At 58.9% G+C, this 24,864-nt stretch carries 24 protein-coding genes and 1 pseudogene; 15 read left to right on the top strand and 10 right to left on the bottom strand.

Features of this window, described 5'->3' with window-relative positions:
• Positions 1-102 precede the first annotated feature (102 nt).
• The 3 genes from ACNQ62_RS16585 to ACNQ62_RS16575 form a co-directional block, all read right to left on the bottom strand.
• Positions 103-1,020: a formylglycine-generating enzyme family protein gene (locus ACNQ62_RS16585; protein WP_418095343.1), complete on the bottom strand. Its 918-nt coding sequence runs from the start codon at positions 1,018-1,020 to the stop codon at positions 103-105.
• 65 nt (positions 1,021-1,085) lie between these two features.
• The gene (locus tag ACNQ62_RS16580) at positions 1,086-2,015 is read right to left on the bottom strand and encodes an alpha/beta hydrolase (protein WP_064216962.1); all 930 of its coding nucleotides are present in this window, start codon (positions 2,013-2,015) and stop codon (positions 1,086-1,088) included.
• Positions 2,016-2,130: 115 nt separating this feature from the next.
• Complete coding sequence (locus ACNQ62_RS16575; protein WP_235602552.1) at positions 2,131-4,422, bottom strand: glycosyltransferase family 2 protein; 2,292 nt, start codon at positions 4,420-4,422, stop codon at positions 2,131-2,133.
• Between the two features lie 253 nt (positions 4,423-4,675).
• Between ACNQ62_RS16575 and ACNQ62_RS16570 the strand changes: the two genes are divergently transcribed.
• The gene (locus ACNQ62_RS16570; RefSeq protein WP_418095351.1) at positions 4,676-5,476 is read left to right on the top strand and encodes a glycosyltransferase family 25 protein; all 801 of its coding nucleotides are present in this window, start codon (positions 4,676-4,678) and stop codon (positions 5,474-5,476) included.
• Here the strand turns inward: ACNQ62_RS16570 and ACNQ62_RS16565 are convergent.
• From ACNQ62_RS16565 to ACNQ62_RS16555, 3 genes and pseudogenes are all read right to left on the bottom strand, one after another.
• Positions 5,473-6,213, bottom strand: coding sequence for a hypothetical protein (locus tag ACNQ62_RS16565; RefSeq protein WP_418095342.1), 741 nt, complete (start codon positions 6,211-6,213; stop codon positions 5,473-5,475). The two genes, ACNQ62_RS16570 and ACNQ62_RS16565, sit on opposite strands and share 4 nt — an antisense overlap.
• Positions 6,214-6,236: 23 nt before the next feature.
• Positions 6,237-6,728, bottom strand: coding sequence for a hypothetical protein (locus ACNQ62_RS16560; protein ID WP_418095341.1), 492 nt, complete (start codon positions 6,726-6,728; stop codon positions 6,237-6,239).
• A gap of 57 nt (positions 6,729-6,785) precedes the next feature.
• Positions 6,786-7,830: pseudogene (locus ACNQ62_RS16555) on the bottom strand (transposase).
• Between the two features lie 173 nt (positions 7,831-8,003).
• Here ACNQ62_RS16555 and ACNQ62_RS16550 point away from each other — a divergent pair.
• Together ACNQ62_RS16550 and ACNQ62_RS16545 are read left to right on the top strand one after the other, a co-directional pair.
• On the top strand, positions 8,004-8,507 hold the full coding sequence (locus ACNQ62_RS16550; protein WP_009824384.1) for an RNA polymerase sigma factor: 504 nt from the start codon (positions 8,004-8,006) through the stop codon (positions 8,505-8,507).
• Positions 8,504-9,244, top strand: coding sequence for a hypothetical protein (locus ACNQ62_RS16545; RefSeq protein ID WP_418095340.1), 741 nt, complete (start codon positions 8,504-8,506; stop codon positions 9,242-9,244). Before ACNQ62_RS16550 ends, ACNQ62_RS16545 begins: the two co-directional genes overlap by 4 nt.
• Before the next feature lies 1 nt (position 9,245).
• Here ACNQ62_RS16545 and ACNQ62_RS16540 read toward each other — a convergent pair whose 3' ends face one another.
• From ACNQ62_RS16540 to ACNQ62_RS16530, 3 genes are all read right to left on the bottom strand, one after another.
• Positions 9,246-9,977, bottom strand: coding sequence for a c-type cytochrome (locus ACNQ62_RS16540; protein ID WP_418095339.1), 732 nt, complete (start codon positions 9,975-9,977; stop codon positions 9,246-9,248).
• A gap of 55 nt (positions 9,978-10,032) precedes the next feature.
• Complete coding sequence (locus tag ACNQ62_RS16535) at positions 10,033-11,217, bottom strand: sulfite oxidase (protein ID WP_235183698.1); 1,185 nt, start codon at positions 11,215-11,217, stop codon at positions 10,033-10,035.
• A gap of 268 nt (positions 11,218-11,485) precedes the next feature.
• Complete coding sequence (locus tag ACNQ62_RS16530; RefSeq protein WP_009824388.1) at positions 11,486-12,022, bottom strand: redoxin domain-containing protein; 537 nt, start codon at positions 12,020-12,022, stop codon at positions 11,486-11,488.
• Between the two features lie 239 nt (positions 12,023-12,261).
• On the opposite strand from ACNQ62_RS16530, the gene ACNQ62_RS16525 reads away from it, so the two are divergent.
• The 5 genes from ACNQ62_RS16525 (at position 12,262) to ACNQ62_RS16505 (ending at position 16,636) form a co-directional block, all read left to right on the top strand.
• Positions 12,262-13,257, top strand: a complete 996-nt coding sequence (locus tag ACNQ62_RS16525) for a TRAP transporter substrate-binding protein (protein WP_005848957.1) — start codon at positions 12,262-12,264, stop codon at positions 13,255-13,257.
• A 71-nt stretch (positions 13,258-13,328) separates the two neighbouring features.
• The gene (locus tag ACNQ62_RS16520) at positions 13,329-13,859 is read left to right on the top strand and encodes a TRAP transporter small permease (RefSeq protein WP_278375703.1); all 531 of its coding nucleotides are present in this window, start codon (positions 13,329-13,331) and stop codon (positions 13,857-13,859) included.
• A gap of 2 nt (positions 13,860-13,861) precedes the next feature.
• Positions 13,862-15,142 (top strand): TRAP transporter large permease, encoded by a 1,281-nt coding sequence (locus ACNQ62_RS16515; protein WP_005848953.1) that lies wholly within the window; start codon positions 13,862-13,864, stop codon positions 15,140-15,142.
• 58 nt (positions 15,143-15,200) lie between these two features.
• Positions 15,201-15,917 carry a ribonuclease activity regulator RraA gene (locus ACNQ62_RS16510; protein WP_005848951.1) on the top strand — a complete coding sequence of 239 codons (717 nt, stop codon included), beginning with the start codon at positions 15,201-15,203 and terminating at the stop codon, positions 15,915-15,917.
• Complete coding sequence (locus ACNQ62_RS16505) at positions 15,893-16,636, top strand: FadR/GntR family transcriptional regulator (protein WP_050752188.1); 744 nt, start codon at positions 15,893-15,895, stop codon at positions 16,634-16,636. Before ACNQ62_RS16510 ends, ACNQ62_RS16505 begins: the two co-directional genes overlap by 25 nt.
• Positions 16,637-16,640: 4 nt before the next feature.
• Here the strand turns inward: ACNQ62_RS16505 and ACNQ62_RS16500 are convergent, their stop codons facing one another.
• A complete protein-coding gene (locus tag ACNQ62_RS16500) occupies positions 16,641-16,988 on the bottom strand; it encodes a cupin domain-containing protein (RefSeq protein WP_418095338.1) in 348 nt (115 codons plus the stop codon).
• Between the two features lie 371 nt (positions 16,989-17,359).
• Here ACNQ62_RS16500 and ACNQ62_RS16495 point away from each other — a divergent pair, with 371 nt between their 5' ends.
• From ACNQ62_RS16495 to ACNQ62_RS16465, 7 genes are all read left to right on the top strand, one after another.
• A complete protein-coding gene (locus ACNQ62_RS16495) occupies positions 17,360-18,106 on the top strand; it encodes an SDR family NAD(P)-dependent oxidoreductase (RefSeq protein ID WP_418095337.1) in 747 nt (248 codons plus the stop codon).
• Between the two features lie 73 nt (positions 18,107-18,179).
• A complete protein-coding gene (locus ACNQ62_RS16490; RefSeq protein WP_418095336.1) occupies positions 18,180-19,685 on the top strand; it encodes an aldehyde dehydrogenase (NADP(+)) in 1,506 nt (501 codons plus the stop codon).
• 166 nt (positions 19,686-19,851) lie between these two features.
• Positions 19,852-20,844, top strand: a complete 993-nt coding sequence (locus ACNQ62_RS16485) for a TRAP transporter substrate-binding protein (protein WP_418095335.1) — start codon at positions 19,852-19,854, stop codon at positions 20,842-20,844.
• Between the two features lie 75 nt (positions 20,845-20,919).
• Entirely contained in the window at positions 20,920-21,414 is a 495-nt protein-coding gene (locus ACNQ62_RS16480) for a TRAP transporter small permease (RefSeq protein WP_005848940.1), read from the top strand.
• A complete protein-coding gene (locus ACNQ62_RS16475) occupies positions 21,411-22,721 on the top strand; it encodes a TRAP transporter large permease (RefSeq protein WP_418095334.1) in 1,311 nt (436 codons plus the stop codon). Before ACNQ62_RS16480 ends, ACNQ62_RS16475 begins: the two co-directional genes overlap by 4 nt.
• Before the next feature lie 37 nt (positions 22,722-22,758).
• Positions 22,759-23,949, top strand: coding sequence for a mannonate dehydratase (gene uxuA / locus ACNQ62_RS16470; RefSeq protein WP_418095333.1), 1,191 nt, complete (start codon positions 22,759-22,761; stop codon positions 23,947-23,949).
• Positions 23,946-24,857, top strand: coding sequence for a sugar kinase (locus ACNQ62_RS16465; protein ID WP_418095332.1), 912 nt, complete (start codon positions 23,946-23,948; stop codon positions 24,855-24,857). Before uxuA ends, ACNQ62_RS16465 begins: the two co-directional genes overlap by 4 nt.
• Positions 24,858-24,864: the final 7 nt, after the last annotated feature.

Genomic DNA, 24,864 nt, shown 5'->3' with positions numbered 1-24,864 from the left:
GAAGTGTTTTCATAGGGCAAACATCACATTTTATCCAAGAGTTGACTAGTCGTTTGATGGTGCCCGCGAAGTACGTCGAGCCGTTTAGAATGGCGGACAATATCACGCAGCAATGCGAAACCCCGTATTCCCGGTAGAACTATCGACCGTGTTATGGCTGCGCGAATGCACATAAAACCGATCGCAGTAGGACGGGTGGCACAGATAGGATCCGCCGCGTATCACCTTGCGGCTATCATCGGCGCTGCCCAATGGGTCGCGCAGGGGCGGGTGTCGTACGGCGGGCAAGGGGCCAAACCCGTCGGCGCACCATTCCCATACGTTGCCTGTCATATTGTAAAGCCCGATCCCATTCGGCGCAAAGGCGTCAACGGGCGCTGTCCCTAAAAAACCGTCCTCTACCGTATTCTCGAAAGGGAAGGCCCCCTGCCATACGTTGTGCTGGTGCTGGCCGTCTGGAGTTGCGGTATTGCCCCAAGGATATTTTGCGCGTTTATGCTTCCCCCGCGCAGCAAATTCCCACTCTGCCTCAGTTGGCAGGCGGGTGTGCGTGAAGCTGCAGAAGGCTTGTGCGTCCTCCCAGCTGACGTGCGTAACGGGATGATCGCCGCGCGCCGAGATGTCTGACCGAGGGCCTTCAGGTGCAGACCAACACGCGCCTGTGACTTCGCGCCACCACGGCGTTCCCGCAGGGGCGTTAATGTGGGCCTGCGGATCGTCCAGCAGTAGGTGGAACACAAAAGACCCCCCCTCGCGTTCGGCAGTGGTGACATAGCCGCTTTCCATGACGAACCGCGCGAACAGGGCGTTTGTGACCGCGAAACGTGCCATTTGGAATGCCGACACCGCGACGCGCCGAGGCGGGCTGTCCATGTCGTCCGCGTACTTCGAGATGCGCGCACCCATCTCGAAAAAACCGCCCTTAAGCTGGATCAATGTGCTTTTGACGTTGGCGTCTAGGTCATCGCTTGCGCGGGACTGGAGCGATGGTGCCGCACCCCCGATGCGGGGGTGGCGCATCGTGGGGCTGCAACAGCTGGCAGCTTCCGGTTTAGCCAGAGCGGTGTCAGAAGAGCCATGTGATGTCACGCTTTCCGCCCCAACGCCTTGAGCGAGTCTTGCATCGCATTCCGGAAATGGGGCGCACCCCGCTTGGCGAGTATGATCTTGCAGAAACGGACCAATAGCGCGTGCTTTTGAGCACTTTCGAGATACCGAAGGATTGTTTTCTGATAGGTTTTGGACTCGTGACGTTTGCGCAGCATCTGATGTACGTCACGCGGCGTGACTGTGTCGTTGATGCAGCCCGAAACAATCTGTTTTAAAACGCCCATCTCGCGCCACACGTTCAGCATACCGTGGCCCATGAACGGGCAGGGCATGTGGATGATGTTGGGGCTTTGAAACAGCGTGGCATGCATCGCATCTTGGGGCATCCGTGCGTCGTAGTAAATCCAAGCCTTTTCGGCGGCCTGTACCATATCGGGCGCATACCCGTAGCGTGAATAGTAGTTGTGGCGCCAAGAACTTTTATAGCGGTGATCCCAATCTGCCCGGTCGCGATCCATGGTTGCCTGCGGGTTGATCGCAATCACGGTCGCACCGGGGCAGGCAGCAGAGAAAGCGCAAGCTGCATACCCACCCATTGACGTGCCATAAAACGCCACGCGGTCAAATCGATCGAAAAACTTGTCTGCCTTGAGCTTGTCAAAGAAGTCGAACACATCTTCATCGCGGTACCAGGTCGGCCCATGCGCCATAACCCCAAGCGATGACCATCCTTGCGAATTGATGAAATCTATGGCCCATGGCATGCGGTTTGGGTCCTGGCGCACATCATCAAGGTTATCGAAAGCCACGACAAGCGTTTTGCCCAAGGGCCCCTTTTCCGGAATATAGATGGCTTTATGCATCTTGCCGACTTCTTGGAAAAAGCCACCGGCTTCCGTATTATTGGCCAGCGTGTCGCGCCACTGGTCCCGCATGACCTGCTTTTGTTCGTCAGATTTTGCCATCGTGAAAAGTAGACCTTGATCGTTTTAGGGGCTTTGTCAGTTCATTGCGGTTTCGAGACGACGTTTCTGATGCTGAGAATACGGGTTTGTTCGACTTGTTTAGGCCGACATTGTGTCAATGTTGGGTTTCTTCTTCCCGCTCGACGGTAAAAACCCAGTCGCCGTCTTGCGCACGGGCGACGACCTCGTCCGGGACGGTGCCAGGGCCCTGCAAGAAGACGTTGGCACCGAAATGCGCGTGCAGCGTTGACAGCTTCTCCATCCGTGGGCTGGTCAATTCGGCGTAGAATTTCGAATAGTTCTCAGTCGCTCTCAACTCTGTAATTTTGCGGCGGTGGCAGGCGACCGAATGGTTGTGCGCGGCGGCGATGTCGGCATCTTCCATAAACTGGGCGAGCACTTCTTTCATGCGTGGCAAACGTGACTGGATAGACTGCTCTGTCTCGGCGTTGTTGTTCATGCGGAACCAGTAGGCAAGACCTTGGTCACGGTCGACGTGGTTCACGCGCCCGCGATCCCGTTTCACAAGAAAGCTTTCAGCCGAGCGCACAGCATAGTGGTTCAACTGCACCAGATCATATCCGTAGGTGTCCGCGGTTGATCGCCAGCCGTTCCGGTACATGTCGCGTGGCAAAGGCTTGCCGGACCCGTTTACCCATTTGATCTCTTTCCAAAGCTGCGATTTCAGCCCCTTTGGGCGATGCACGCCGAGCTTCTTAAAGATACCCATATTGCGGAACAGCGTTTTAAAGCCCCATGCCTGATGCGGCTTGCGGATATGTTCCGGTGCGCAACGCTGGAATTGCGCGGTGATAGGGGTCGGGTCGAATAGATGCACATCGCTGTTGCCAAACAGGCGCCAGGTCATCGCGATCATATTCGCGTCTTTGATTTCGGCAAAAAGCGCATCAAGCGTGCCGTCGCCGCATTTGATGTTCACGAATTCATCCACGTCAATGCAGGTGACCCAGCTGGCGTTCTTGATGATGTCTTCCTCTTCCGCGGCCTGAAGCGCTGCGTGCTGTGGCTTTAGGTTCATCTCGCGGAAGGGGTTCTCGCGGTGTTGGACGATACCTTTGTCCTGAAGCAGGGCTAACATCGTGTCGGTTCCGTCGGTGCAATCATTGGTATAGACGATGAAATCATCAAACCCGATAGCTCGGTGGTACGCGATCCACTCAAGTATGAAGGGGCCTTCGTTTTTCATCGTCGTCACGATCGCACAGCGCCCGCGCTTGTTGGGAATGTCTTCGATTTCAACTTCGGGCATGCGCACGGGGTCATGGCCCCAAAGATTGACCGATTGCTCTAACAACGGAGGATGCTCTACCAAAGACGTTTTGGGAACTATCTTCGATATGGACGTCGTCGGATGGCGCAGCGCCATATAGCGGAAAAAGGGTATGGTGCGTCCAAGGTCGGGCGACGCATTGCCCACGCGTACGAGGCGCCAAATCGCGCCCTTCGGGGCACTGGCTGGGGCGATGCACCAACGTCGACGCCCCGATGTCGTGTCGAACTGAACGCAGGTATGGTCCGCAAAAGTCGCGCTGTCGTTGTTGCGTACGCGCCACGGGTAGCAATGTTGACCGATGAGTTCGATCAGACCGTTTTCAGCGTCAACCGCCGTATCGAATACCGTGGGTTTTGTGGGGGGAATTAGATCATGCACATCGATATTCGCCACAGCGCGGGCAGAGCGCAGAAACCGTGCGCGGATGATCTCGTATATCGACATCACCCCAAGCGGGCTGGACCAAGGGTTAGACGGGGGCACTTTCATGCGATCCTTGCCGGGGGCCTCTGGTACGTTGAACGGGTGTGCCTCCGCGGGTGTGCCGGGCTTTCCGAGGGGGATATCGCTGGTCAGGATGACGACGGTGCAGTCCAGTTTCCGTGCTGTGATGCCGGCGTGCAGTTCAGTTGCGAACTTGTCGGCTTTGTCCGGCATGCTGCGATCGACAATGACCGCGGCAGTCATACGATGATACTTCGCGTGATGCGCCAACCAGTCGGCGACGATTGCCGCATCTTCGCCATTGCGCACAGCAGCCAGCGCGTTCGCCTTCTCGAAGGTGGAAGTCTCTGCGCTGGAACAGACGACCGCAACGTCCTTTTGGCCGGCGATGTCAAAGATAGGGTCTACCCCAAGCGGCAATGCATAGCTGAACACCGACGCACCGGCCACAGAAACGGCGCTTAGACGTGTGGCCCCCTGGGGCGGAACCACCGCGTCCGGCGAAACGGATGTGTCGAAATATAGCGTGACATGTTGCGCATCGCCGACGTCTTGTAAAACCGCATCGAGCAGGGAAAACGCATCGAAATGGCACCCTGCCATCTTACGCCGGATCACTTTGCCATTCACTTGAGCACCTGACTTTTCAGCAAACAAACGCGTTGCCACGATGAAAGCCTACTCTAGCGCTCTGTTTATTTCAACCGGAAGCAGTGGCCCAAGCCCCTAAGTGAGCGCCGCTAACTATATGGAAAAATATCAATTTTAAAGGGAAACCCCCAGTGCTACGACCTCAATGGCCCGCGGTCCGCCGGCTGCGGCCTTGCCAGATTATCCAAGATTGCCTGGTCGCCTGACAGTTGATACAAGCGGCATCTGGTACATGCGCTGTCTGGATGCGACCTAGCCGGAGGACTTTCCCATAAAAGCGATCATAATCAACGTTGCATCGGCAACTGACCGCATGACTTTCATGGCACAGCAGATGGCTGCGCTTGGGCTAAGCTACGAGCGCTTGGAAGCCGTCACACCCGACGTCCAGATCGGCACACCCAGCCCGGGTTATTGGGACACTTGGGAGCGCCCCTTAAAAGAGACCGAGAAAGCCTGTTTCCTGAGCCATGTCATGGCATGGAAGCTGGTCGAGGCGCGTGGGGAGCCGGCATTGATTCTGGAAGACGATGTTTTGCTTTCCCGTGCAACACCGCAGCTTCTGGAGGCCTGCAGCAAGCTCAACGGAGCTGACCACATGACGTTTGAGGTGAGAAAGCGGAAGAAAATTGTAGCAAAGCAAGGTTCACAGCTGACAGGCACCCACCGGATGCTGCGTCTTTATCAAGATAGAAGCGGTGCCGCGGCATACGTGCTGTGGCCATCCGGTGCCGCAAAGTTGCTGCGCAGGGCACAAGCACAGGCCGCTGTGGCAGATGCAATGATCTGCAAAGCCTACGAACTAAACAGCTTTCAGATCGAGCCCGCGAGCGCCGTGCAGCTTGATCGAACGACAGATTACGGCATGACAGCCGGGCAAGCCACTCAGTCAATTATCGGTGCAGGCACCCCTGCGCGTCAAAGTAAAAACCTGAGCTTCAGGTTGCGCCGCATTTACGCGCAACTCCGTATGGGGCTAAGGGCTTTGCGTTATTTTGCCGATACCGAGCGGCGCGAGATATCATTGTCGCCTGACGACTTTGACGCATCCCGACGGGGTGGGCAGGCCTAGGCGTCTTCCCACCAACTGGTTTTCTCTCGGGTGTGTAGTGCCTTGAACCGTGCGAATACGGTGTCATTAATCTGAAGCCGCGCCCAGATTTCGCGCAAAATTGGACCAACCGGTTCTAGCTCCATAAAGGGCTCCATTCGCCAAACCATGTTGCGCAAAGTGTCATCCGTCCCGACAGTAAAGCACGACATGCCTTCAAAAAGTGGGATCAGCCGTTCCTGCACATCTGCCGCGCGTGCGGGGTCGACCGTCACATTTTCAATGCCGGTAAGGTATCTTTCGCTTTCTTGCATCTTTACAGCATTTACCATGACCGTCGTCATCATGCCGACGGCGCGAATGCGCATGTCACTGTCATGCGCCGCAAATGTGTCAGTGGCTGAGACCAGCCATCTGATGTTAAGGTTTTCAATCAGAAACGCCCCTTCATCAAGCCAGAGCTCCCGAAATTTTTCGTAGGTCTCAGCAACATTATATTCGCGGCGGATAAGTACGATTAGTTCTGCATGGTGTAGCAGCAGCGCGGATTTCCCCGAAAACTCACGGCGCAAGTTTTGAAGGTGCGCGTTAATCGACTTTTCAGCGCCGCGCGTCTGAGCTGGTTCGCCCTCGTCAATTATGGTTTCCCTAAGAGCCGTCAAGTTTTGCGTTGTCGCGGAATGCTTGCGCGCGCCCCAGCGTTTTCGATGTTGGTTCATGGATAAGAGTTGCTTGATCCGCCCAGGTTTTTTACGCATTGGGTTCACTTTTTGAAATATAGCTAGTGTCGCAGAAATCCGTAAAGTCGCAGTACATCAATTCTCCGGCGCAGTCTTCGGCTTTTTAGAATGGGACGCATAAGCCGGTACTTTAACGCAATCCTACCTTGGTCGAAACGCCCCGAGATGTCGGAGTCCTGCTGCGTCTGGGTCACGATCAGCCGCGCCAGAAAAGCTTGGCGCAGCTTGCCGGGGGCAAAACGCCAAATAAGGTCGATGGGAAAGTACAGTTGTTCAGCGGTAGTGATAAAGGCTTGCGCCGCCTTGCGTGAAATAATGTAGCCACTGCCAAGTGCCGGCACCGGATCACACTCACAAACAATATGCCCATTGGCTAGCGGATGCAGGCGAAAAATGCGCCAACGCCGCCGCCACTCAAGTATGCTCCATTTTCTACGCGCAGATCGCTGAAAGAACTTAGGGCGCTCAGAAGCGGTGCTCGTGCAGAGTTCGGATAGGGTGGAACCTGATTTTGCCCCCGTTTCAGCGGACACTCAGGCGGTTGCGGATTGAGCTGCGTTGAACTCGCGTGGTGAGCGCATTTTCAGCCCTCAGTGCGGGTGGTTTTCATTGTAGTTCTCGATCCAAGCTCCGATCAATCCAAGAACTGTCTGGGCGTCCGGTAACGGCGTCACCTGGACGCAATCGCGCTTCAGCGCCTTCACAAAAGCCTCTGAGATGCCATTACTCTGTGGGCTGTGAACCGGTGTAAAACAGGGTTCTAGGCCCAACTGGCGGGCGAAGATTTGCGTGTCCTTCGCGATAGAAGGCGCGCCATGCGATGATTTCGCGGTCACGTGCATCAATGATGAAGGCACCACGGACGATGTCACCGCTCCAGCAGGTGAACTCGAAGCCATCGCTGCACCATCGCAGGTTGGAGTGCATAACGATGACCTTGCCGTCGTGAACATGCTCCGGGCGCTCCGTGTACTTGCGCGCCAGAAGCAGATTGTGCGCCTTCATGATGCGATAGACCTTGTTTGTAATTGATGGGGTCAGCCCTTTCGAGCGCAGCTGCCGGCTCCGTATCGCCGTAATCCGCCGGTAGCCATAGATCGGTCGGGCCGCCACCAGCGTTGTGATCAGCGGCACCAAGGCCGCGGCTTGCGCTTTATAGTAGCGCCGACGTGACTTCGTCCTGTCGTTCAGCCTGTCAATCAAGTTCGAGCGGGCCACACCCAGCGTTTCGGCCACGACCTTCACTGGGAATCTCCCCTCAAAGGCGACCGCACCTGCCATATCTGTTTTTTGAGCGTGACTTGTCCAACGCCTCGCGCAGGATCTCGGCCTCCAGCGTTTTTCGGCCGAGCTGGCGTTCCAGCTCACGGATGCGATCTTCCATCTGTCGGACGACCTTGGTGCTGGTCACGTCATCATCCTCTGCCACGGCGACACGTCCTCCCTCCAGCAAGAGCCTGCGCATCTATACATCATATTGGGGGCTACGCCATTACGGCGCGCGACCACAGAAATGCTGGCCCGGTCATCCAACGTTTCTTCGACAATACGCAGCTTCTCAGCGGCGCTCCAGCGACGACGACGGCCACCATCAGTGATGATTTCTATATCAGACATAAGCACGAGCTCAGGCATATACCCAAGCCTCCGTGGTTATGCCCAAGTGTCCGGTTAAAAAGGGGGCCAGTTCACCAGCTTCGCAAGCTTTCATATCTCAATAGCACACTTGTACCTCAGGTTCTGAACTAAGAGGGCCACAGCGGGTCGTGTTGGCTTTGATCCGGCCTGAAAACGCGGTACGGATTGATATGGCGCAACGTACCCTTATCGAGATTCTTTTGCCTGAGTTGAGGGCCTATGCCACGGCCATCTGTCAGTCGCGCGACGCGGCAGAGGATCTGGTGCAGGACGCGGTGGAGCGGGGGTTACGGTCTGATCGCAGACCCGAACTGCTGGAGGAATTGCGCCCGTGGATGTTCCGCGTCATTCGCAACCTGCATTATGACGAGCTGAGAAAAAGGCGCGTGCGCCGTGAATATTCGGCGGAGGAGAAACGTCTATCTGATGAAGCAGGCGGTCCGGATACCGCGCGGGATGTATTGATCCGGCTGGCGTTCGAGAAGCTGCCGCCCGAGACCCGCGAGGTGCTGTGCCTTGTGGACATTATGGGCCTGAAATACGCCGAGGCGGCGAAAGTGATGGATGTGCCGAACGGCACGGTGATGAGCCGGATCAGCCGCGCGCGTCGGGCGTTACTGGACGTCGTCGATGGGGCCGGAACGGCAAAACAGGAAGTGACGCGGAAGACATGAGCGAGCTGAACGACAAAGACTGGGAACAGGTCAACGCCTACCATGATGGCGCGCTGAGCGCGTCGGAAATGCGTGCCTTAGAGACGCGGTTGGCTGCCGAACCCGCGCTGGCTGCGGCGCTGGAGGATGTGCGGCGCGTTTCGCGCGGTTTGGCGTTGATGCGTCCGGTGCTGGAAGATCCAGATGCTACGCCGCAAACGAGGGCTGCAAATAGCAACCGGCACCCGCGACCTTGGCTTTGGGGCGGCGCTGTCGCCGCAGCGGTGGCTTTGGCGATGGTTTTCGGGTCTGGCTTTGTCGCCACCCCCACGGCTTTCGACATTCACACCGAACTGGCAGCACAGACCTATGATCTAGGCTCTGGCGATCTGCGCCCCGTGGCGGGGGGTGGTTTGGCAGGTGTGCCGGATCTTGAGGGCGCGAACCTGACAGCCGTTGCGTCCCGCGTGGCAGAAAAGGGCGATATCATGCATTATGCGGGCCAGAATGGATGTCGCCTGACCTACTTGCGCGGCGGGTTTGCCCTGCCAGAGGGTAAGAGCACGTCAGAAAAGCAGATCGCGAGCTGGGGCTCACGGGACCAACAGCGCCATATTATCGTCGCGACAGGGATGGACCGCACCCGGTTCGATGCGATCGCCCGCTATCTCAAGCTCGAAACGCGCGAACGCGCCTCTGAAAGCGTGATGGCAGCACTTTCAAAGACGGTTCGTTCGGCGCGGCCTTGCGTCGGTTAGGTCAGTCGGCGTCTGACAAACTGGCGAGATAGGCGATCACATCGGCTTGATCTTCCGGCTTGCGCAGCCCGGCAAAGCTCATCTTGGTGCCGGGCACGGCCTTGCGGGGGTTAGCAAGGAAAGCCGCAAGCCGGTCCGGTGTCCAGTCGCCGCCATGGTCGGTCAGCGCACCGGAATAGCGGAATCCGTCCACCGCCGCGACAGAGGCACCGACGATCCCATAAAGATTTGGCCCGACGCGGCTTGGGCCATCTTCTTCTACCGTGTGACAGGCTTTGCACTTCCTGAACACCTTCTCGCCCGCGGCGGGATCGCCTTGTGCCAGAATCTCGGCACCGGGGGTTTCCGGCTCTGCTGCGGCGGCGTCCTCGGTCGGCGCGCTGGCGTCGCTGTTGGCCGCGGCGTCAGATCCGCCCGCGACCGTCGCCACATAAATCGATAGCGTTTCGATCTCTGCGTCAGTCAGTGTTTCGGCAAAGCCGGGCATAATGCCGATCCCGCTTGTCACGGCGGCGCGGACCTGTTCGACGGTAGGCTTGAAGTCGTCAAGGTTCGGGCCGATCTCGCCTTCGGCACCCGCGTCTTTCAAGCTGTGACAAAGGGCACATTGCGGCTGCGCTGTCTCGTTGAAAAGGGCGCGCCCGGCGTCAAGAGAGGCGTCGGCTGCTGCTGCGCTGCCGATCAGGGCAAGGAAAAGGGCACCGCCAAGGCGCGGCGTCAGGGATGGGGTCATTTCAATGTCTCCGGGTAAGGGTCGGACCGACGGCCAAGGCCGCCGGTCTATGGTATCAGCTGACAGTCACGTCGACGGCATGTGCCCGCCATCCGTTGTTGCCATAACCGCGTTCGTTTGGCGGAAAGTTCTCTGGCTGGGCGTCGCCTGCGGCATTGGTTGCCCGGCTGGCCAGCATATGTGTGCCTTCCGTCAAATCGGTGATCAGCACAAAGGGCCGCCACGCGTAGGGGCCAAGGTCAGGCCCCAGAAACTGCGCATCGGCCCAGGTCTGCCCGCCGTCGGTGGACACTTCGACTTTCTCAAGCCCACTGACACCGCCCATGGCGACGCCGTGGATCTGCACCTTGCCCGTTGCGGCATCCACCAGCGGCCCTGTGATCCATGATTTCACGGACATCTCGTACATGGAGGGTTGCGAGGGATCACCTTTTTCGCCGACAGGGCGGACGCGGTAGCCAGTCTGCTGGATCTTATTGGGCGATTCCTCGACCGTCAGGGCCAACCGTTTGAGATACTTGATATTGTTGACGCCGTAGTAGCCCGGGATAATCAGCCGCAGGGGGCCACCGTGCGCCAGCGGCACGGGTTCGCCGTTCATCTCCCACGCGAGGATCGCGCGATCCATCGCAGCCTTGGGGACAGAGCGTTCAACCTGGATCGATTCAGGCGGCAGCCCTTGGGGAATATCCTCTCCGCCGGTGCCGGTCAGATACACGGCATCTGCATCGGCGCCGCCCATTGCGTCAATAACGGCGCGCACGGGCACGCCTGTCCACACGACATTGCCCGCCGCCCCGACGGACCACTGCGACCCGCTCGTCTCGTGATCGAAGAAGGCGCGCCCGTTGCCCGAGCATTGCAGCACGCACACGACCGTTTCGACGCCAAGCGTTTTCAACGCACCGACGGTCATCTTGCCGGGGTTTGCAACACCGTCGATCTCGACCTCCCAGGCATCGCGGTCGGCAACGATCTTGTCCGAGGGGGCGGGCAAGTTGTTGCGGATGTAAAGTTCGGTCGTGGGCGTGATCAGCTCTGACCCCTGTGCGGCGCGTTTCGTCTCGAGCGTCTGCTTGGAATGGACGATCATGTCCTCGGCGTCTTTCCAGGCGACGTAATCCGGCAAAGGCTCTCCGCCTGATTGTGCCAAAGCCGGTGCCCCGACCGCGACGGCTGCCATCGTGCCTGCCGATCCGATCAAAAAGTGCCGACGCTTAACGTTTTCAATGACTTTCATGTCTTCCTCCCGTGGTTCCGGGCCTTTGCTCTGCATCGTGGGCAAAGGCTCTATGACCAAGTGACGTCCGGGGGGTGCGGTTTATTCCCGCGTGACAAAATAACTTTCGATAAAGTTTGGGGGCGCCCGCTGGATCGGTGCCCGTTCGCGCAGGCCCGCTGTATCCAGCGCTTTGGCAGAACTCGGGTCTGTCGCGTAGCGGGAGCCGTTGTGTTGTACTGGGGGTTCTCCTCTTGGCTGTCTTGCGGTTGGTAGGCTCAGGCCGGGTTCAGGCGTTCCCGCGGACAGGTTTGTCGTTGTTGATCGTGAATATCATCCCGTCGAGAAGTTCATCCAAATCGGGGCGCGCCGCCGGACCGTTAGAAATGGCTATGATCTGCGTCGTGCCGTCGGGGCGCAGGCAGAAAATACCGGGCTCTGCAAAGCGACGGTCGGTTTCCTGCGAAGACAGAGGGTCGCTGACGTAAAGCCCCATGGCGCGCATGTCACTTTCTTGCAGGTCGTAGCCGATGTCGAAGGTCCACCCGAAGCGTGCGACATCATCGCTGACTTTCTCCAGCGGGTCGGCCGAGACGCATTTCACCGCAAAACCCGCGTCTTCCCACTTTGCATAGCTGTGTTCCAGCTTGCCCAGGTAGGTCTTGCAGCGTCCGCAATGCTTGCCACGGTATACAATGAGCAGCGTCCAGCCGTCGGTCGCGCCGCCCACCGTCATGGTGCCGCCGCCGAATTTAGGCACCTCGAACACGGGGAAGGCGGTGCCCGCCTGCAGTTTGGTTGTCTGGTTGGAATGCGAATTTGTCATGTATCTACCTCTTCCTATGTATCGGCCCGCCCGTGCAGCAGGGGCGAAATTTCCGTCGCCTTAGTCGTCTCTTCGCAGGCCTTAAGCCCTTTAAAATTCTAAATTTTTGGGTCGGTGCAGTGAAGATCAAAACGACAAGGTCGGGCGCGTCCCCATTAAAACTCGAAAAATAGTACTTGTAAATATTTGTAAGTCATGTGATCACTTTTGCAATAATTTGTCTTTGGGAGGAAACAAATATGAAACTGAATAAAATCATCACCCGTGGTGCCTTTGCGATTGCCGCGGCATCGACGCTGGCTGTCATGCCCGTGACGGCGCAGGCAAAGGACTGGCGCGGCTGGAATATCCACGTCGAGGATTACCCCGTATCGCACGGTATGGAAGCCTTCATGGAAGAGGTCACCGAAAAGACCGGGGGCGAGATCAAGGGCAAGGTGTTCCACGCCGGCGTTCTGGGCTCGCAGCCCGATGCGATTGAACAGCTGCGTCTCGGGATCATGGATTTTGGCGTCTTCAGCCTTGGGCCGATGGGTCAGGCCGTGCCTGCGACCAATGTCGTGTCCTTGCCCTTTGTCTTCAAAAGCGTGCCCCAAATGTATGAGCTGATGGACGGCGAACCGGGGGCCGCACTTGGGGAAGCGCTAGAGGAAAAGGGGATCGTCCCCCTTGGTTACTATGACGCCGGCGCGCGGTCTTTCTATAACTCGGTCAAGCCGATCAATACGCCCGAAGACGTGCAAGGCATGAAAGTGCGCGTGATGAACAACGATCTGTTCGTCGGCATGATCGAATCCATGGGCGGCAACGCCACCCCGATGGCCTTTGCGGAAGTCTACCAGTCGATCAAGACCGGCGTTGTGGACGGGGCAGAGAACAACCCGCCGTCTTATGAATCCACCAGCCACTTCGAGGTCGCGAAATACTATTCGTTGACCCAGCACCTGATCATTCCCGAATGCCTGTGCATGAGCAAAAAGACCTTTGACGGTCTGACACCAGAACAGCAGGAAATCGTGAAAACCGCCGGTAAAAACTCCACCGATCTGCAGCGCAAACTCTGGGGCGAACGCGAGGCGGCGTCGATGAAGATCATCATGGACGGTGGCGTCGAAGTGAACGAGATCGCCGACAAATCGGCGTTCCAGGAAGCGATGGTGCCCGTCTACGAAAAGTATCTGGCGGCCAATCCAGAGATGACGGATCTCGTCAATCTGTTCCGCAACGCTGACTGATCAGCGCGGCTGGACAATCGTGCGCCCTGTTGCAACGGGGCGCACCCCTTCTCTCACAAAGGAATAGGGCCGTGGAACACGCACCCCTCTGGATGAAGCATACCGAGCGTGCGCTCGACGGGCTGAGTTTTCTTTGCATGCTCGCGGCCTCTATCGCCATCGTCGTACTGATCGCGACCTTTGGCTGGCTGGTGTTCGGGCGCTATGTCTTGAACGTCACACCGACATGGGTCGAACAGCTGGCGCTTTTGCTGATCTGCTATGTGACCTATCTGGGCGCGGCGGTCGGGATCCATGAGAACACACATCTCGGGGTGACGCTGTTCCGCGACATGATGGGCTGGCGGGTCAGTCATTTCCTGAAGCTCGTCATTGATATCGTCCTTGCCGGTTTCGGCCTGATCATGCTGGTCGCAAGTATTGAACTGGTCAAATTCGGGTGGAGCACAATGCTCCCCATGCTGAACATCCCTGAAAGCTTCCGGTCCTTGTCGGCTGCGATGTGCGGCGGGCTTGTCTTTCTATTTGCCGGCCTGCGCGCGGTATTTCGGATCGCCTGTTTTCTGCGCGGTATCCCCTATCATGAAAAAGGTCTGTTTTAATCATGGGTCTGACAATCCTTCTTGGCATTTTCGGCGTCTCCGTCGTGATCGGTATCCCCGTCGCCTTTGCAATGGGTATCGCAGCCCTGACCGCCTTTTGGTACGAAGGTTTTCCGCTGCTGATCACCTTTCAACGGTCGGTTTCCGGCATCTCTGTCTTCTCGCTGCTGGCGATCCCGTTCTTCGTTTTCGCAGGCGAGCTGATGCTGCACGGCGGTATCGCCATGCGTCTGGTCAAGTTCGCCTCGGCCCTTGTGGGTCACGTGCGCGGCGGTCTGGCATCGGTGAACATCTTTTCCAGCATGTTGTTCGGCGGGATTTCGGGATCGGCTGTGGCTGATATCTCGGCGCTCGGGTCTATTCTGATCCCTGTCATGAAGGAACGGGGCTATCATTCCGATTACGCGGTGAACGTGACCGTTACATCATCGATTGCAGGCATCGTTATTCCGCCCAGCCACAACATGATTATCTTTGCGGTGGCCGCAGGCGGGGGGATCTCGATCTCGAAGCTGTTCCTCGCGGGGGTGGTGCCCGGCATGCTGATGTGTCTGTGCCTTGCGGTGGCGGCCTATGTCATTGCGATCAAACGTAACTATCCGGCGGAACCCTTCCCCGGCTGGCGTGCGGTCGGCGTTGCATCGCTGCATGCGCTGCCGGGTCTGGTGACGGCTGTAATTATCGTGGGCGGGGTGCTTTCGGGTATTTTCACCGTGACTGAATCCGGTGCCTTCGGTGCGATCTATGCGCTGCTGCTGACCTATTTCGTCTATCGCAGCCTTGACTGGAACGGGTTCAAGACCGCCGTCGTCTCTGCCGTGCGCACAACTGCGATGGTCATGGTGCTGATCGGTTTTGCCAGTTCATTCGCCTATCTTCTGGCGCTGTATCAGGTGCCCGAAAAGCTGAGCAGCTTCATGCTTGGCATCTCGGAAGAAAAGATCGCCGTTCTGCTGATGATCAACATCATGCTGCTGGTGCTGGGGATGATTATGGATATGGCCGCGCTGATCCTGATCTGCACGCCGATCTTCCTGCCCATTGTGCGCGATCTTGGCATGGACCCCACCCAGTTCGGGATCATGCTGCTGGTCAACCTCGGGCTTGGTCTGTGCACGCCCCCCGTTGGCACCTGCCTGTTCGTGGGCTGTGCCGTCGGCAGGGTCAAGATCGAGGAAACGCTCAGGACCATATGGCCCTTCTACCTGGCCATTCTTATGGCGCTCTTGCTGGTCACATATGTCCCCGCCGTGTCGCTGTTCCTGCCCTCATTGCTTGAATGAGCCGACCTTTTCCACGCCTTTCAAAACGCCCGAAATACCATAGTAGAAAGTATTCACCATGACTGAACCGACGCCAGAACTCCTTGAAAAGCTCATGCATGTCAGCACGGCAACGCTGACCACCGCATTGTTCAAGCGCGGCTTTCGTAACGTCTTTATTCAGGGGCCGTACCGTATGAACCCCGGGCCGAATATGGTCGGGCCAGCCTACACCCTGCGCTATATTCCCGCGCGCGAGGATCTGGACGGGCTAGAGTCTTTTGCGGACCGTGCCAACCCGCAGCGCAAGGGCGTAGAGGAATGCCCCCCCGGGTCCGTCTTCATGATCGACTCGCGGCGCGATTCAACGGCGGCGTCGGCGGGGTGTATTCTGGCCACCCGATTGATGAAGCGCGGCTGCAAGGGGATCGTCACCGACGGGGGGTTCCGCGACACGCCCGAGATTTCAGCGCTCGAGATGCCCGCCTATCACACGCGCCCCAGTGCGCCGACAAACCTGACCAAACACCACGCCGTCGCGATCAATGACCCTATCGCATGTGGCGGTGTTTCCGTCTTTCCGGGTGATATTATCGTGGGCGACAATGAAGGCGTCGTTTGCATCCCCAAGCATCTGGTGGCAGAAATAGCGTCAGAAACCGAAGAGATGACCGTTTTCGAAGACTTCGTTCTGGAAATGGTGCAAAATGGTGCTTCGATTTTTGGGCTTTACCCACCGACAGATCCGGCAACGAAGGACGAATTCAAAGCATGGCGGGAACAAAACAACCGGTAGCAGGCGCAGATGCGAGCCGTTCCGCCATGGGCAAGCCCGCCAAGGAACGCACGCTCGCGGATCACGCCTACGAGAAAATCCTCGCGATGATCTCCAGCGGGGAGACCGCGGTCGGGGATAAGCTGCCGACCGAACACGCCATGAGCGAGATGCTGGAGGTGTCCCGGCCGGTGCTGCGTCAGGCGCTTAAGCAGTTGCGCGAAGACGGCGTGGTCGTGTCGCGGCAGGGGTCCGGGTCATTCGTGCAGCGCCGCCCCGATACGGCGGTGCTGACCTTTGCGCCCGTGGGGTCTATCGCTGATATCCAGCGCACCTTCGAATTCCGCGCCGCGATCGAGGGGGAGGCGGCGTTCCTTGCCGCCGTCCGCCATACAGAAGCGGATCTGGCCAAGCTGCGCGCGCATTTCAAGGAACTGGACCGCTGCATTCGCGAAGGGGAGTTGGGCGTCGAAGCAGACGAGGCCTTTCATCAGGCGATCTGCGAGGCGTCCGGCAACCAGTATTTCGCAACTGCGCGCACCTCGATGAAGTCGAACATCCTGACCGGCCTTAACCTGACGCGGAACCTGTCGCTCAGCAAACCGCGCGAGCGGATGGAGCTTGTCCAGCAAGAACACCGCCGCATCCTCGCCGCGATCATCGCACGGGATCAGGCCGAAGCCCGCGCCGCCATGCGCGCCCATGTCGAGAATGCAAAGAACCGTGTGTTCGAAGGCTAACCGCTTACTCTAGCGGTAGCCCGTGGGCCGCCATGAAATCATCCCGCCGCGGTGCAAAACTGTCGAGCAGTTTCCCCGCCTGCAAGCACAGGCAGGAGTGTTCGACGTTCGACGGGATGATCAACGCATCGCCGGGGTTGAGGATCTGCCTGTCGCCCCCAACGGTGAATTCGAACTGGCCAGAGGACACGAATGTCGTTTGCACATGGGGGTGCGAATGGGGCATGCCGACGCCGTCCTTTTCGAACATGAACTCTACCATCATCAGCGCTTTGTCCTGACACAAGATGCGCCGCTGCGCGCCGGGGCCCGAGGTCATCCAACCCTGTGATGCGTCTGCTGTGGTGTCCATTGGTATGCCTCCCCCCGGCGTTAATCAGATGTAATAATTTGTAACTATTATTGGATGTTGTCAACAGATTTGGGTGAGAGGCGTGCCGTAGGCCGCAGCGACTTTTATCGGGTTTTGTGCCTGATACGACGGATATTCTACTGTTCGCTAGGTCTTTTCCGCTGGAGTTAACGACCTTCTCGACTCACCAATCTCCGTATTTGTAATAATTTGTATTGTCGCGCCCTGAGGTTTGCCCTAAGCAAGGGGACGGATAATGCAGTTGTTGGGCGTGCATCGCCGCCCTGGAACCCCATTGTGCATCGAAGGGAGACGCGGAGAGCACTGCTCGGTCAGGTTCCTCCGCAGAATTTTATATTCAGGAGACGATCATGGACCTCAAAGGGAAAACCGCAATTGTAACCGGCGGTGGCCGCGATATCGGCCGCGCCTGTGTGCTTGAGTTCGCGGCGCGGGGCGCGAATGTGGCGATCAACTATATGGCAAGCTCTGAAGGGGCCGACAGCGCCGTCGCCGAAATCAAGGCGGCGGGCGGCAATGCCTTCGCGCTGCAGGGCGATATGACCAAAGAGGCCGATGTTGCCGCGTTGGTAGAAAAGACCGTCAAGGAATTCGGGCAGGTCGATACGCTGGTCCACGTCACGGGCGGGCTGGTCGCGCGGGTCACCATGTCGGAGATGACGCTGGATCACTGGCAGTCGGTCATGGACGTGAACCTGACATCCTTTGTGCTGATGGTGCGTGAATGTCTTCCCCATATGACCGAAGGATCGTCGATTGTCGGGCTCGCGTCGCAGGCCGGTCGCGATGGCGGCGGGCCCGGTGCCTCTGCTTACGGCGCATCCAAGGGGGCGCTGATGACGCTGACGCGGGGTCTGGCGAAAGAGCTGGGTCCGAAAATCCGCGTGAATTCGCTTTGCCCGGGGATGATCGATACCGATTTCCACAACATCTTTACCAAACCCGAAGTGCGCACCCATGTGGCCAATGTCTCGCCCGTGAAACGCGAGGGGACTTCGGAAGATGTGGCCAAGCTGGCGGTGTTCCTTGCCTCGGATGATGCGGCGTTCATCACAGGTGCCAACGTCGATATCAACGGCGGCATGCTGTTCTCCTGACAACGACACGACCGGCGGCTGCGGATGCACGCGGCCGCCGGCTTTTTCTGACAGAGGCTAAAGGAAACGCAGCATGGAACTGATGGGCAAACACCTGATCGCAGGCGAATGGACCGACGCGGCAGAGCAATTTTCATCCGACCCCGCCGACGGGCAGCCACGGATTTTCGCCGCCGGCACCGTTGATCTGGTCGACCGCGCCGCGCAGGCTGCCGAGGATGCGTTTGACGCCTACAGCGCCACCACAGCGCAGGATCGCGCGGCCTTCCTGAATGCGATCGCGGACGAGGTAGACGCTCGTATCGACACATTGTCCCTGATCGGCACTCAGGAAACCGGCCTGCCCGACGCACGTTTGCGCGGTGAAACAGGGCGCACATCCGGTCAGCTGCGCATGTTCGCGACGCATATCCTTGAAGGCAAGTTTCTGGACGCGCGCCATGATGCGGCCTTGCCGGATCGCACGCCTTTGCCGCGATCCGATTTGCGGATGATCCATCGCCCGATTGGCCCTGTTGCGGTCTTCGGGGCGTCGAACTTCCCACTCGCTTTTTCGACGGCAGGCGGGGATACGGCGTCGGCCTTGGCGGCGGGCTGTCCGGTGGTTGTCAGGGGGCACCACGCGCACCCCGGCACGGCAGAGGTCGTGGCCGCAGCGATTGGTGCCGCCATTACAGCTTGCGACATGCCCGCGGGTGTATTCTCGTTGATCCAGGGGGGCGGGCTAGAGGTCGGGCAGGCGCTGGTGCAGCATCCGTTGATCAAGGCCGTCGGCTTTACCGGATCGCTGCGCGGCGGACGCGCGCTGTTTGATCTATGCGCACAGCGGCCCGAACCCATTCCGTTCTTCGGCGAGCTGGGGTCGATCAACCCGGTCTTTGTACTGCCCGCCGCAGCCTCCGCCCGTGGCGCAGAGATCGGCGCGGGATGGGCCGCGTCGCTGACGATGGGGGCAGGGCAGTTCTGCACGAACCCGGGCGTGCTGGTGATCAGTGACGGTCCCGGTGCCGATGCCTTCCGCGATGCCGCGGTCGCCGCGTTGCACGACAGCCCTGCCCAAACAACGCTGACGGCGGGGATCGCCGATGCCTATTTCGACGGGCGTGATCGTATCGCGCGCGCGGGGTGTACGCGCGCGCTCGTCTCTTCGGATCGGGGCGAGGCGCGCCGTGTCACCCCCGCTGTCTTCGAGGTCTCTGGCACCGATTGGCTGAACAGCGACGCGCTGGCGCATGAGATCTTCGGGCCGCTTGGCATTATTGTGCGTGTGGCCGATGCGCATGAGATGGCCGCGGTTGCCAAAGGGCTGGACGGGCAGCTGACCTGCACGTTGCAAATGGACGCAGGCGATACTGCTGCCGCCCAAGCCTTGATGCCGGTGTTAGAGCGCAAGGCGGGGCGGATATTGGCCAACGGCTTTCCCACGGGCGTGGAGGTCAGCGGGGCGATGGTCCACGGCGGGCCCTATCCCGCGTCGACCAACTTTGGCGCGACGTCGGTCGGGACGCTGGCGATCCGCCGTTTCCTGCGCCCTGTCTGTTACCAAGACCTTCCGGCGGAGCTGCTGCCGGTCGTTTGATCCTGTGCGGGGCAGCGGCGCGTGGGGGGTAAGCCGCTGATAAATTTGAGGTATACAAATAATTACAAATAAACTTGACGCATTACAAATACTAACGACATATTTCACGTCAGGGAGAATCTGGTCAGGCACGTATCTGGTCAGACAACAATCAGGGAGGACTACCATGTCATTTTTTACCAAGACAGCACAGCTTGTTTCGGGTGCCGCCGTTGCTGCGACGCTCTTTACAGCCACCGCGCAGGCCGAGACGGTTCTGCGGGGGGCCAGCATGTTCGACGATGAACATGCCTTCACCAAAACACTGCGTAAATTCGAGGAACTGGTCGGCGAGAAATACGATGGCGATGTGACGTTTGACTTACGTCTGAACGGCGAGCTTGGCGTCGAAAGCGATTACGTCACCTTCCTGAACCAGGGTGTGGCGATTGATTACACGATCCTTGCGCCGTCCAACATGGCCAAGTTCGCCCCGTCCATTCCGCTGATGGACATGCCCTTCCTGTTCCGCGATCTGGACCACTGGAATGCGGTCCTGTCCAGCGATGTGCTTGCGCCGCTGGAGGACGAGCTGCTGGAGAAAGCCGATATCAAGATCGTGGGCTACACCGGCGGGGGCACGCGCAATCTGCTGTCGAAAAACCCTGTTGTGACCTTTGATGATCTGAAGGGCCACAAGATGCGCGTCATGGGCGCGCCGATCCAGGCGCAGATCTTCCAGGCGTTGACTGCGGCCCCGTCGGCGATTGCCTATAACGAGGTTTACAACGCCATCCAGACCGGTGTCATCGCAGGGTTCGAGAACGAGGCCGCGAGCATTCAGAACCTCAAGTTCTACGAGGTGGCCCCGAACTTGACGCTGACGCGCCATTCGATCACCGTGCGCCCCATCGTGATGAGCGGCAAGACCTTTAACAGCCTGCCCGCAGACCTGCAGGCCGCCGTGCTTGAAGCAGGCGAAGAGGCAGGGGCCTATGGCCGCGAGCTGGAATCGCGCGAGGACGGCGTTAAGCTGCAAGAGATGGTCGATGCGGGTCAGCTGACCGTGTCCGAATTCGAAAACCGCGACAAGATGCTGGAGATGGTCAAGCCGGTGCAGGATGCCTATGCCGCCGAGATCGGTGCATCGGAGCTGCTTGAAGCGGTCCGCGCCAAGTAATCCCTGCGGATGCCCCCCTTGGGTTCTTGTGACCCGAGGGGGATTTTATTTTCACTCAAGTTGATCGGTAAGCACATGATCCTGCGTGGTCTGGAACTGCTCGCATCCTTGCTCCGCTTCGTTGTGGGGGTGCTGATGTTTTCACTGGCGATCCCCGTCGGCCTGCAGGTCATTGCGCGCTACACCGGGGTGATCCCCGTCTATCTATGGACCGAAGAGCTGGCCACGTTCATCTTTGTATGGGTCGTCATGCTCGGGTCTGCCCTCGCGGTGTGGGAGGGGACGCATTTCGACGTTCAGGTCATCCCCGGTGCCAAGCATCCGCTGCTGGCGTTCTTGCAGCAAGCGCTGGTGCTTGGGTTGGTCGCGGGGTTTGCGCTGTTGTTCGCATGGTACGGCATTGATTACGCCAAGTTCGGGGGCAACCAGACGTCGGTCATGATGCGTGCAAATCTGATGTTCACGCATATCTCTGTCCCGATCGCCGGTGTGCTTTGGGCGGTCTTTGCCCTTTACCGTTTGTATCAAGCATTTGCGGTCTACCGCACAGAGGGGCGGGCCGTATCATGATCGTTTCAACGGGCCTTGCCTGTCTTATTCTTGTGGGCGGTTTCATCCTGCTGGTGGCGTGGCGGGTGCCGGTCGCCTTTGCCTTGGGGATCGCGACAATTCCGATTGTGATGCTGGATATCCGGCTGACGCCCTTCATCGTCATCGACCGGATGTTCCAGTCGTATAACTCGTTCATCCTGCTTGCCGTGCCGTTCTTTCTGTTGGCGGCGAACCTGATGAATTCGGGGTTGATCACGCAAAAGCTGATTGATTTTGCCCGCGTGCTGACCGGCTGGATGCCCGGAGGGTTGGGGCATGTGAATGTCGCCGTGTCGATGCTGTTTGCCGGTATCTCGGGGTCGTCCACGGCAGATGCGGCGGGCTGCGGCAAGATCCTGATCCCCGCGATGGTCAAAGAGGGCTATGACACCCGTTTTGCCATCGCGATCACGGCCTGTTCGTCCGTGATGGGGGTGATCATTCCGCCCAGCATCCTCATGGTGGTCTGGGGCGGGGTCATGCAGATTTCGGTCGGCGCGCTGTTTCTGGCGGGGGCCATTCCCGGCTTGCTGATCGGTTTTGCCCTGATGGCGACGGTCTATGGCTATGCCAAAAAGTACGACTACCCCGTCACCCTGCGGCCCACATTCGCGCAGTTCTGGTCGGCGTTCAAAGGCGCGGCGCTGGCGATGCTGACCCCGGTTCTGGTGATCGGCGGCATCGTGGGGGGCATTGTGACCCCGACCGAAAGCGCGATCATCGCGGCGGGCTATGCGTTGATCCTTGGGGTTTTCGTCTTTCGTACCGTGTCGGTGCGGGATCTTGGCGGGATCTTCTATGACACGGGCCGTTTTGCGTCGATCTCGCTTTTTGCGATCGGGACGGCTTCGGCTTTTGGCTGGATGCTGGCGTTCTACAACGTGCCGCGTTTGATCGTAGACGTGCTGACCGCGCACGAGCTTGGCGTCATTGGCACGTCGTTGATCATCGCGGCGCTGTTCCTGTTTTTCGGTCTGTTCATCGATGCGATCCCGACCATTATCATTCTGGGAACGGTGCTTTTGCCCGTAGCGCGGGCGGCGGGGATTGATCCGGTGGCCTTTGCGATCATCGGGATCATCTCGCTGGCCTTTGGTTTGGTCACGCCGCCTTACGGCTTGTGTCTGCTGATCTCTGCGTCGATCGGGGGGATGAATGTGGTCAAGGTGCTGCGGGATGTCTGCATCATTCTGGCCCCGATGCTGGTGATCTTGTTGCTGGTCATTCTCTTCCCGCAGATCGCCCTGTGGCTGCCGCGCACGCTCATGCCGATGTCATTCCAATGACCCGTCGGCGCAGACATCTGATCGAATAGGATATCCCATGAAAGAAACATGGCGCTGGTTTGGCCCCACTGATCCGGTCACGCTTACCCATATCAAGCAGGCAGGCGCGTCGGGCATTGTGACCGCTTTGCACGACTACGCCCCCGGCGAGGTCTGGCCGCTAAGGGATATCACCGCCCTTCAGGCGCGGATCGAGGAGGCGGGCCTGAGCTGGGATGTATGCGAGTCGATCTGGATGCCGGATGCGATCAAGCTGAAGGGTGCCGGTGCCACGGCAGAGATCGCGGCATGGATCGAGACGATGCGCAATCTGGCGCGCGCGGGCGTCAAGACGATCTGCTACAACTTCATGCCGCTGCTGGACTGGACCCGCACCGATCTGCGCTTCGAGATCGACGGGCAGGGGCAGGCCTTGCGTTTTGACATGGTGGATTTCGTGGTGTTCGACGTGCATATCCTTGCGCGCCCGAACGCTCAGGCCGACCACGCCCCCGATCTGCTGGCCGCGGCGCAGATGCGGTGGGGGCATATGACAAAGCCCGAGATCGCCTCGTTAGAGGCGAATATCATCGCCGGGCTCCCCGGTAGCGCGAAAGGGTTTACGCGGGCGGATCTGCTGGCGGGCATCGAAAGTTTCGCATCCCTGTCGCACCGCGACCTTCAAGCCAATCTGGCCGCCTTCCTGAGGGTCATCGTGCCAGAGGCAGAGGCCTTGGGGGTGCGGCTTGCCATCCATCCCGATGATCCGCCGTTCCCGCTTTTCGGTTTGCCGCGCTGCGTTTCGACCGCGCAGGATCTGGCGTTTATTCTTGATGCGGTGCCGAGCGTTGCGAACGGGCTGACCTTCTGTACTGGGTCACTTGGGGCCCGTGCGGATAATGATCTGCCGGACATGGCCCGCCGCTTTGGCGCGCATATCCACTTTGCCCATTTGCGCAATGTGCAGCGCGAGGGGGATGGCAGCTTTCATGAAGCCGCAGCGCTTGGGGGGAGCACCGATATGATTGCGGTCCTCGCGGCCCTGCGCGCGGCAGAACAGGGGCAGCCCGCCCGCGCTATCCCCATGCGGCCGGATCACGGTCACCTGCTGGCATTCGAACAGCAGCAGAAAACAAATCCGGGCTATTCCTATCTGGGGCGGCTCAAAGGATTGGCGGAGCTACGAGGTGCCTTGGCCGCGCTGGACCATTCAGCCACCGGATCAAACCACGCAAGGCAGGTGCAATGACCTCAATTCTTGGCATCGGCGAATGTATGATCGAACTGTCGTCGGCGGGCGACGACCTGTGGCGGCAACGATTTTCCGGCGATGTATTCAACGCCCTGTGGTACGCGCGGGCGCATTCCGCCGATGATGCGGATGTCGCCTTTCACACCGCTGTTGGCACGGACCCTATGTCGGACCAGATGCTGGCCTTTATCCAGTCGGGCGGGATCCGCTGCGCGCAGACGCCGCGCATCGCCGATAGGCGCCCCGGTCTGTATACGATCCAGCTGAACGGGGCCGAGCGCAGCTTTACCTATTGGCGCGATACATCGGCGGCGCAGATGATGGTGCGCCACCCCGGCCCGCTTTGGCGCGATGTGGCAGGGGCGGATGTGGTCTATTTCTCGGGCATCACGCTGGCGATCCTGCCGCCCGACGACCTAGAGACACTCCTGGCCGGTTTGGTAGAGCATAAAAAGCAAGGCGGGCTTTTGGCGTTTGATCCGAATATCCGGCCTCACCTCTGGGCGGATAAGGACCGGATGCTTGATGTCATATCGCGTGCCGCGGGGCTGAGCGATCTTGTACTGCCAAGTTTCGACGATGAAACAACGGCCTTTGGTGACCGGACCCCGCAGGACAGCGCGAAACGTTATGCCGATCTGGGGGCCGGGCATGTTGTGGTCAAGAACGGGCCTGCGGATACGATCCATCTAGAGGGTGGCCAGTTGACGGCCTTCCCCGTGGTGCCGGTCGGGGACATTATCGATACGACAGCCGCCGGAGATTCCTTTAACGGCGCCTATATTGCGTGCCTTCTGCGCGGCTTGTCGACCGAGGACGCTATATCGGCCGCGCAGAGATGTGCGGGGCAGGTGATCAGGCATAAGGGTGCCATTATCTCGCGCACCGATCTGGGCCTGGTCTGACAGAGCG

The organism is Sulfitobacter sp. SBS6, assembly GCF_048285585.1.
In the GTDB taxonomy this organism is placed as follows: Bacteria; Pseudomonadota; Alphaproteobacteria; order Rhodobacterales; family Rhodobacteraceae; genus Sulfitobacter; species Sulfitobacter pontiacus.
The sequence above is the reverse complement of the archived record's forward strand: the minus strand, read 5'-3'. Positions and strand labels throughout refer to the sequence as shown.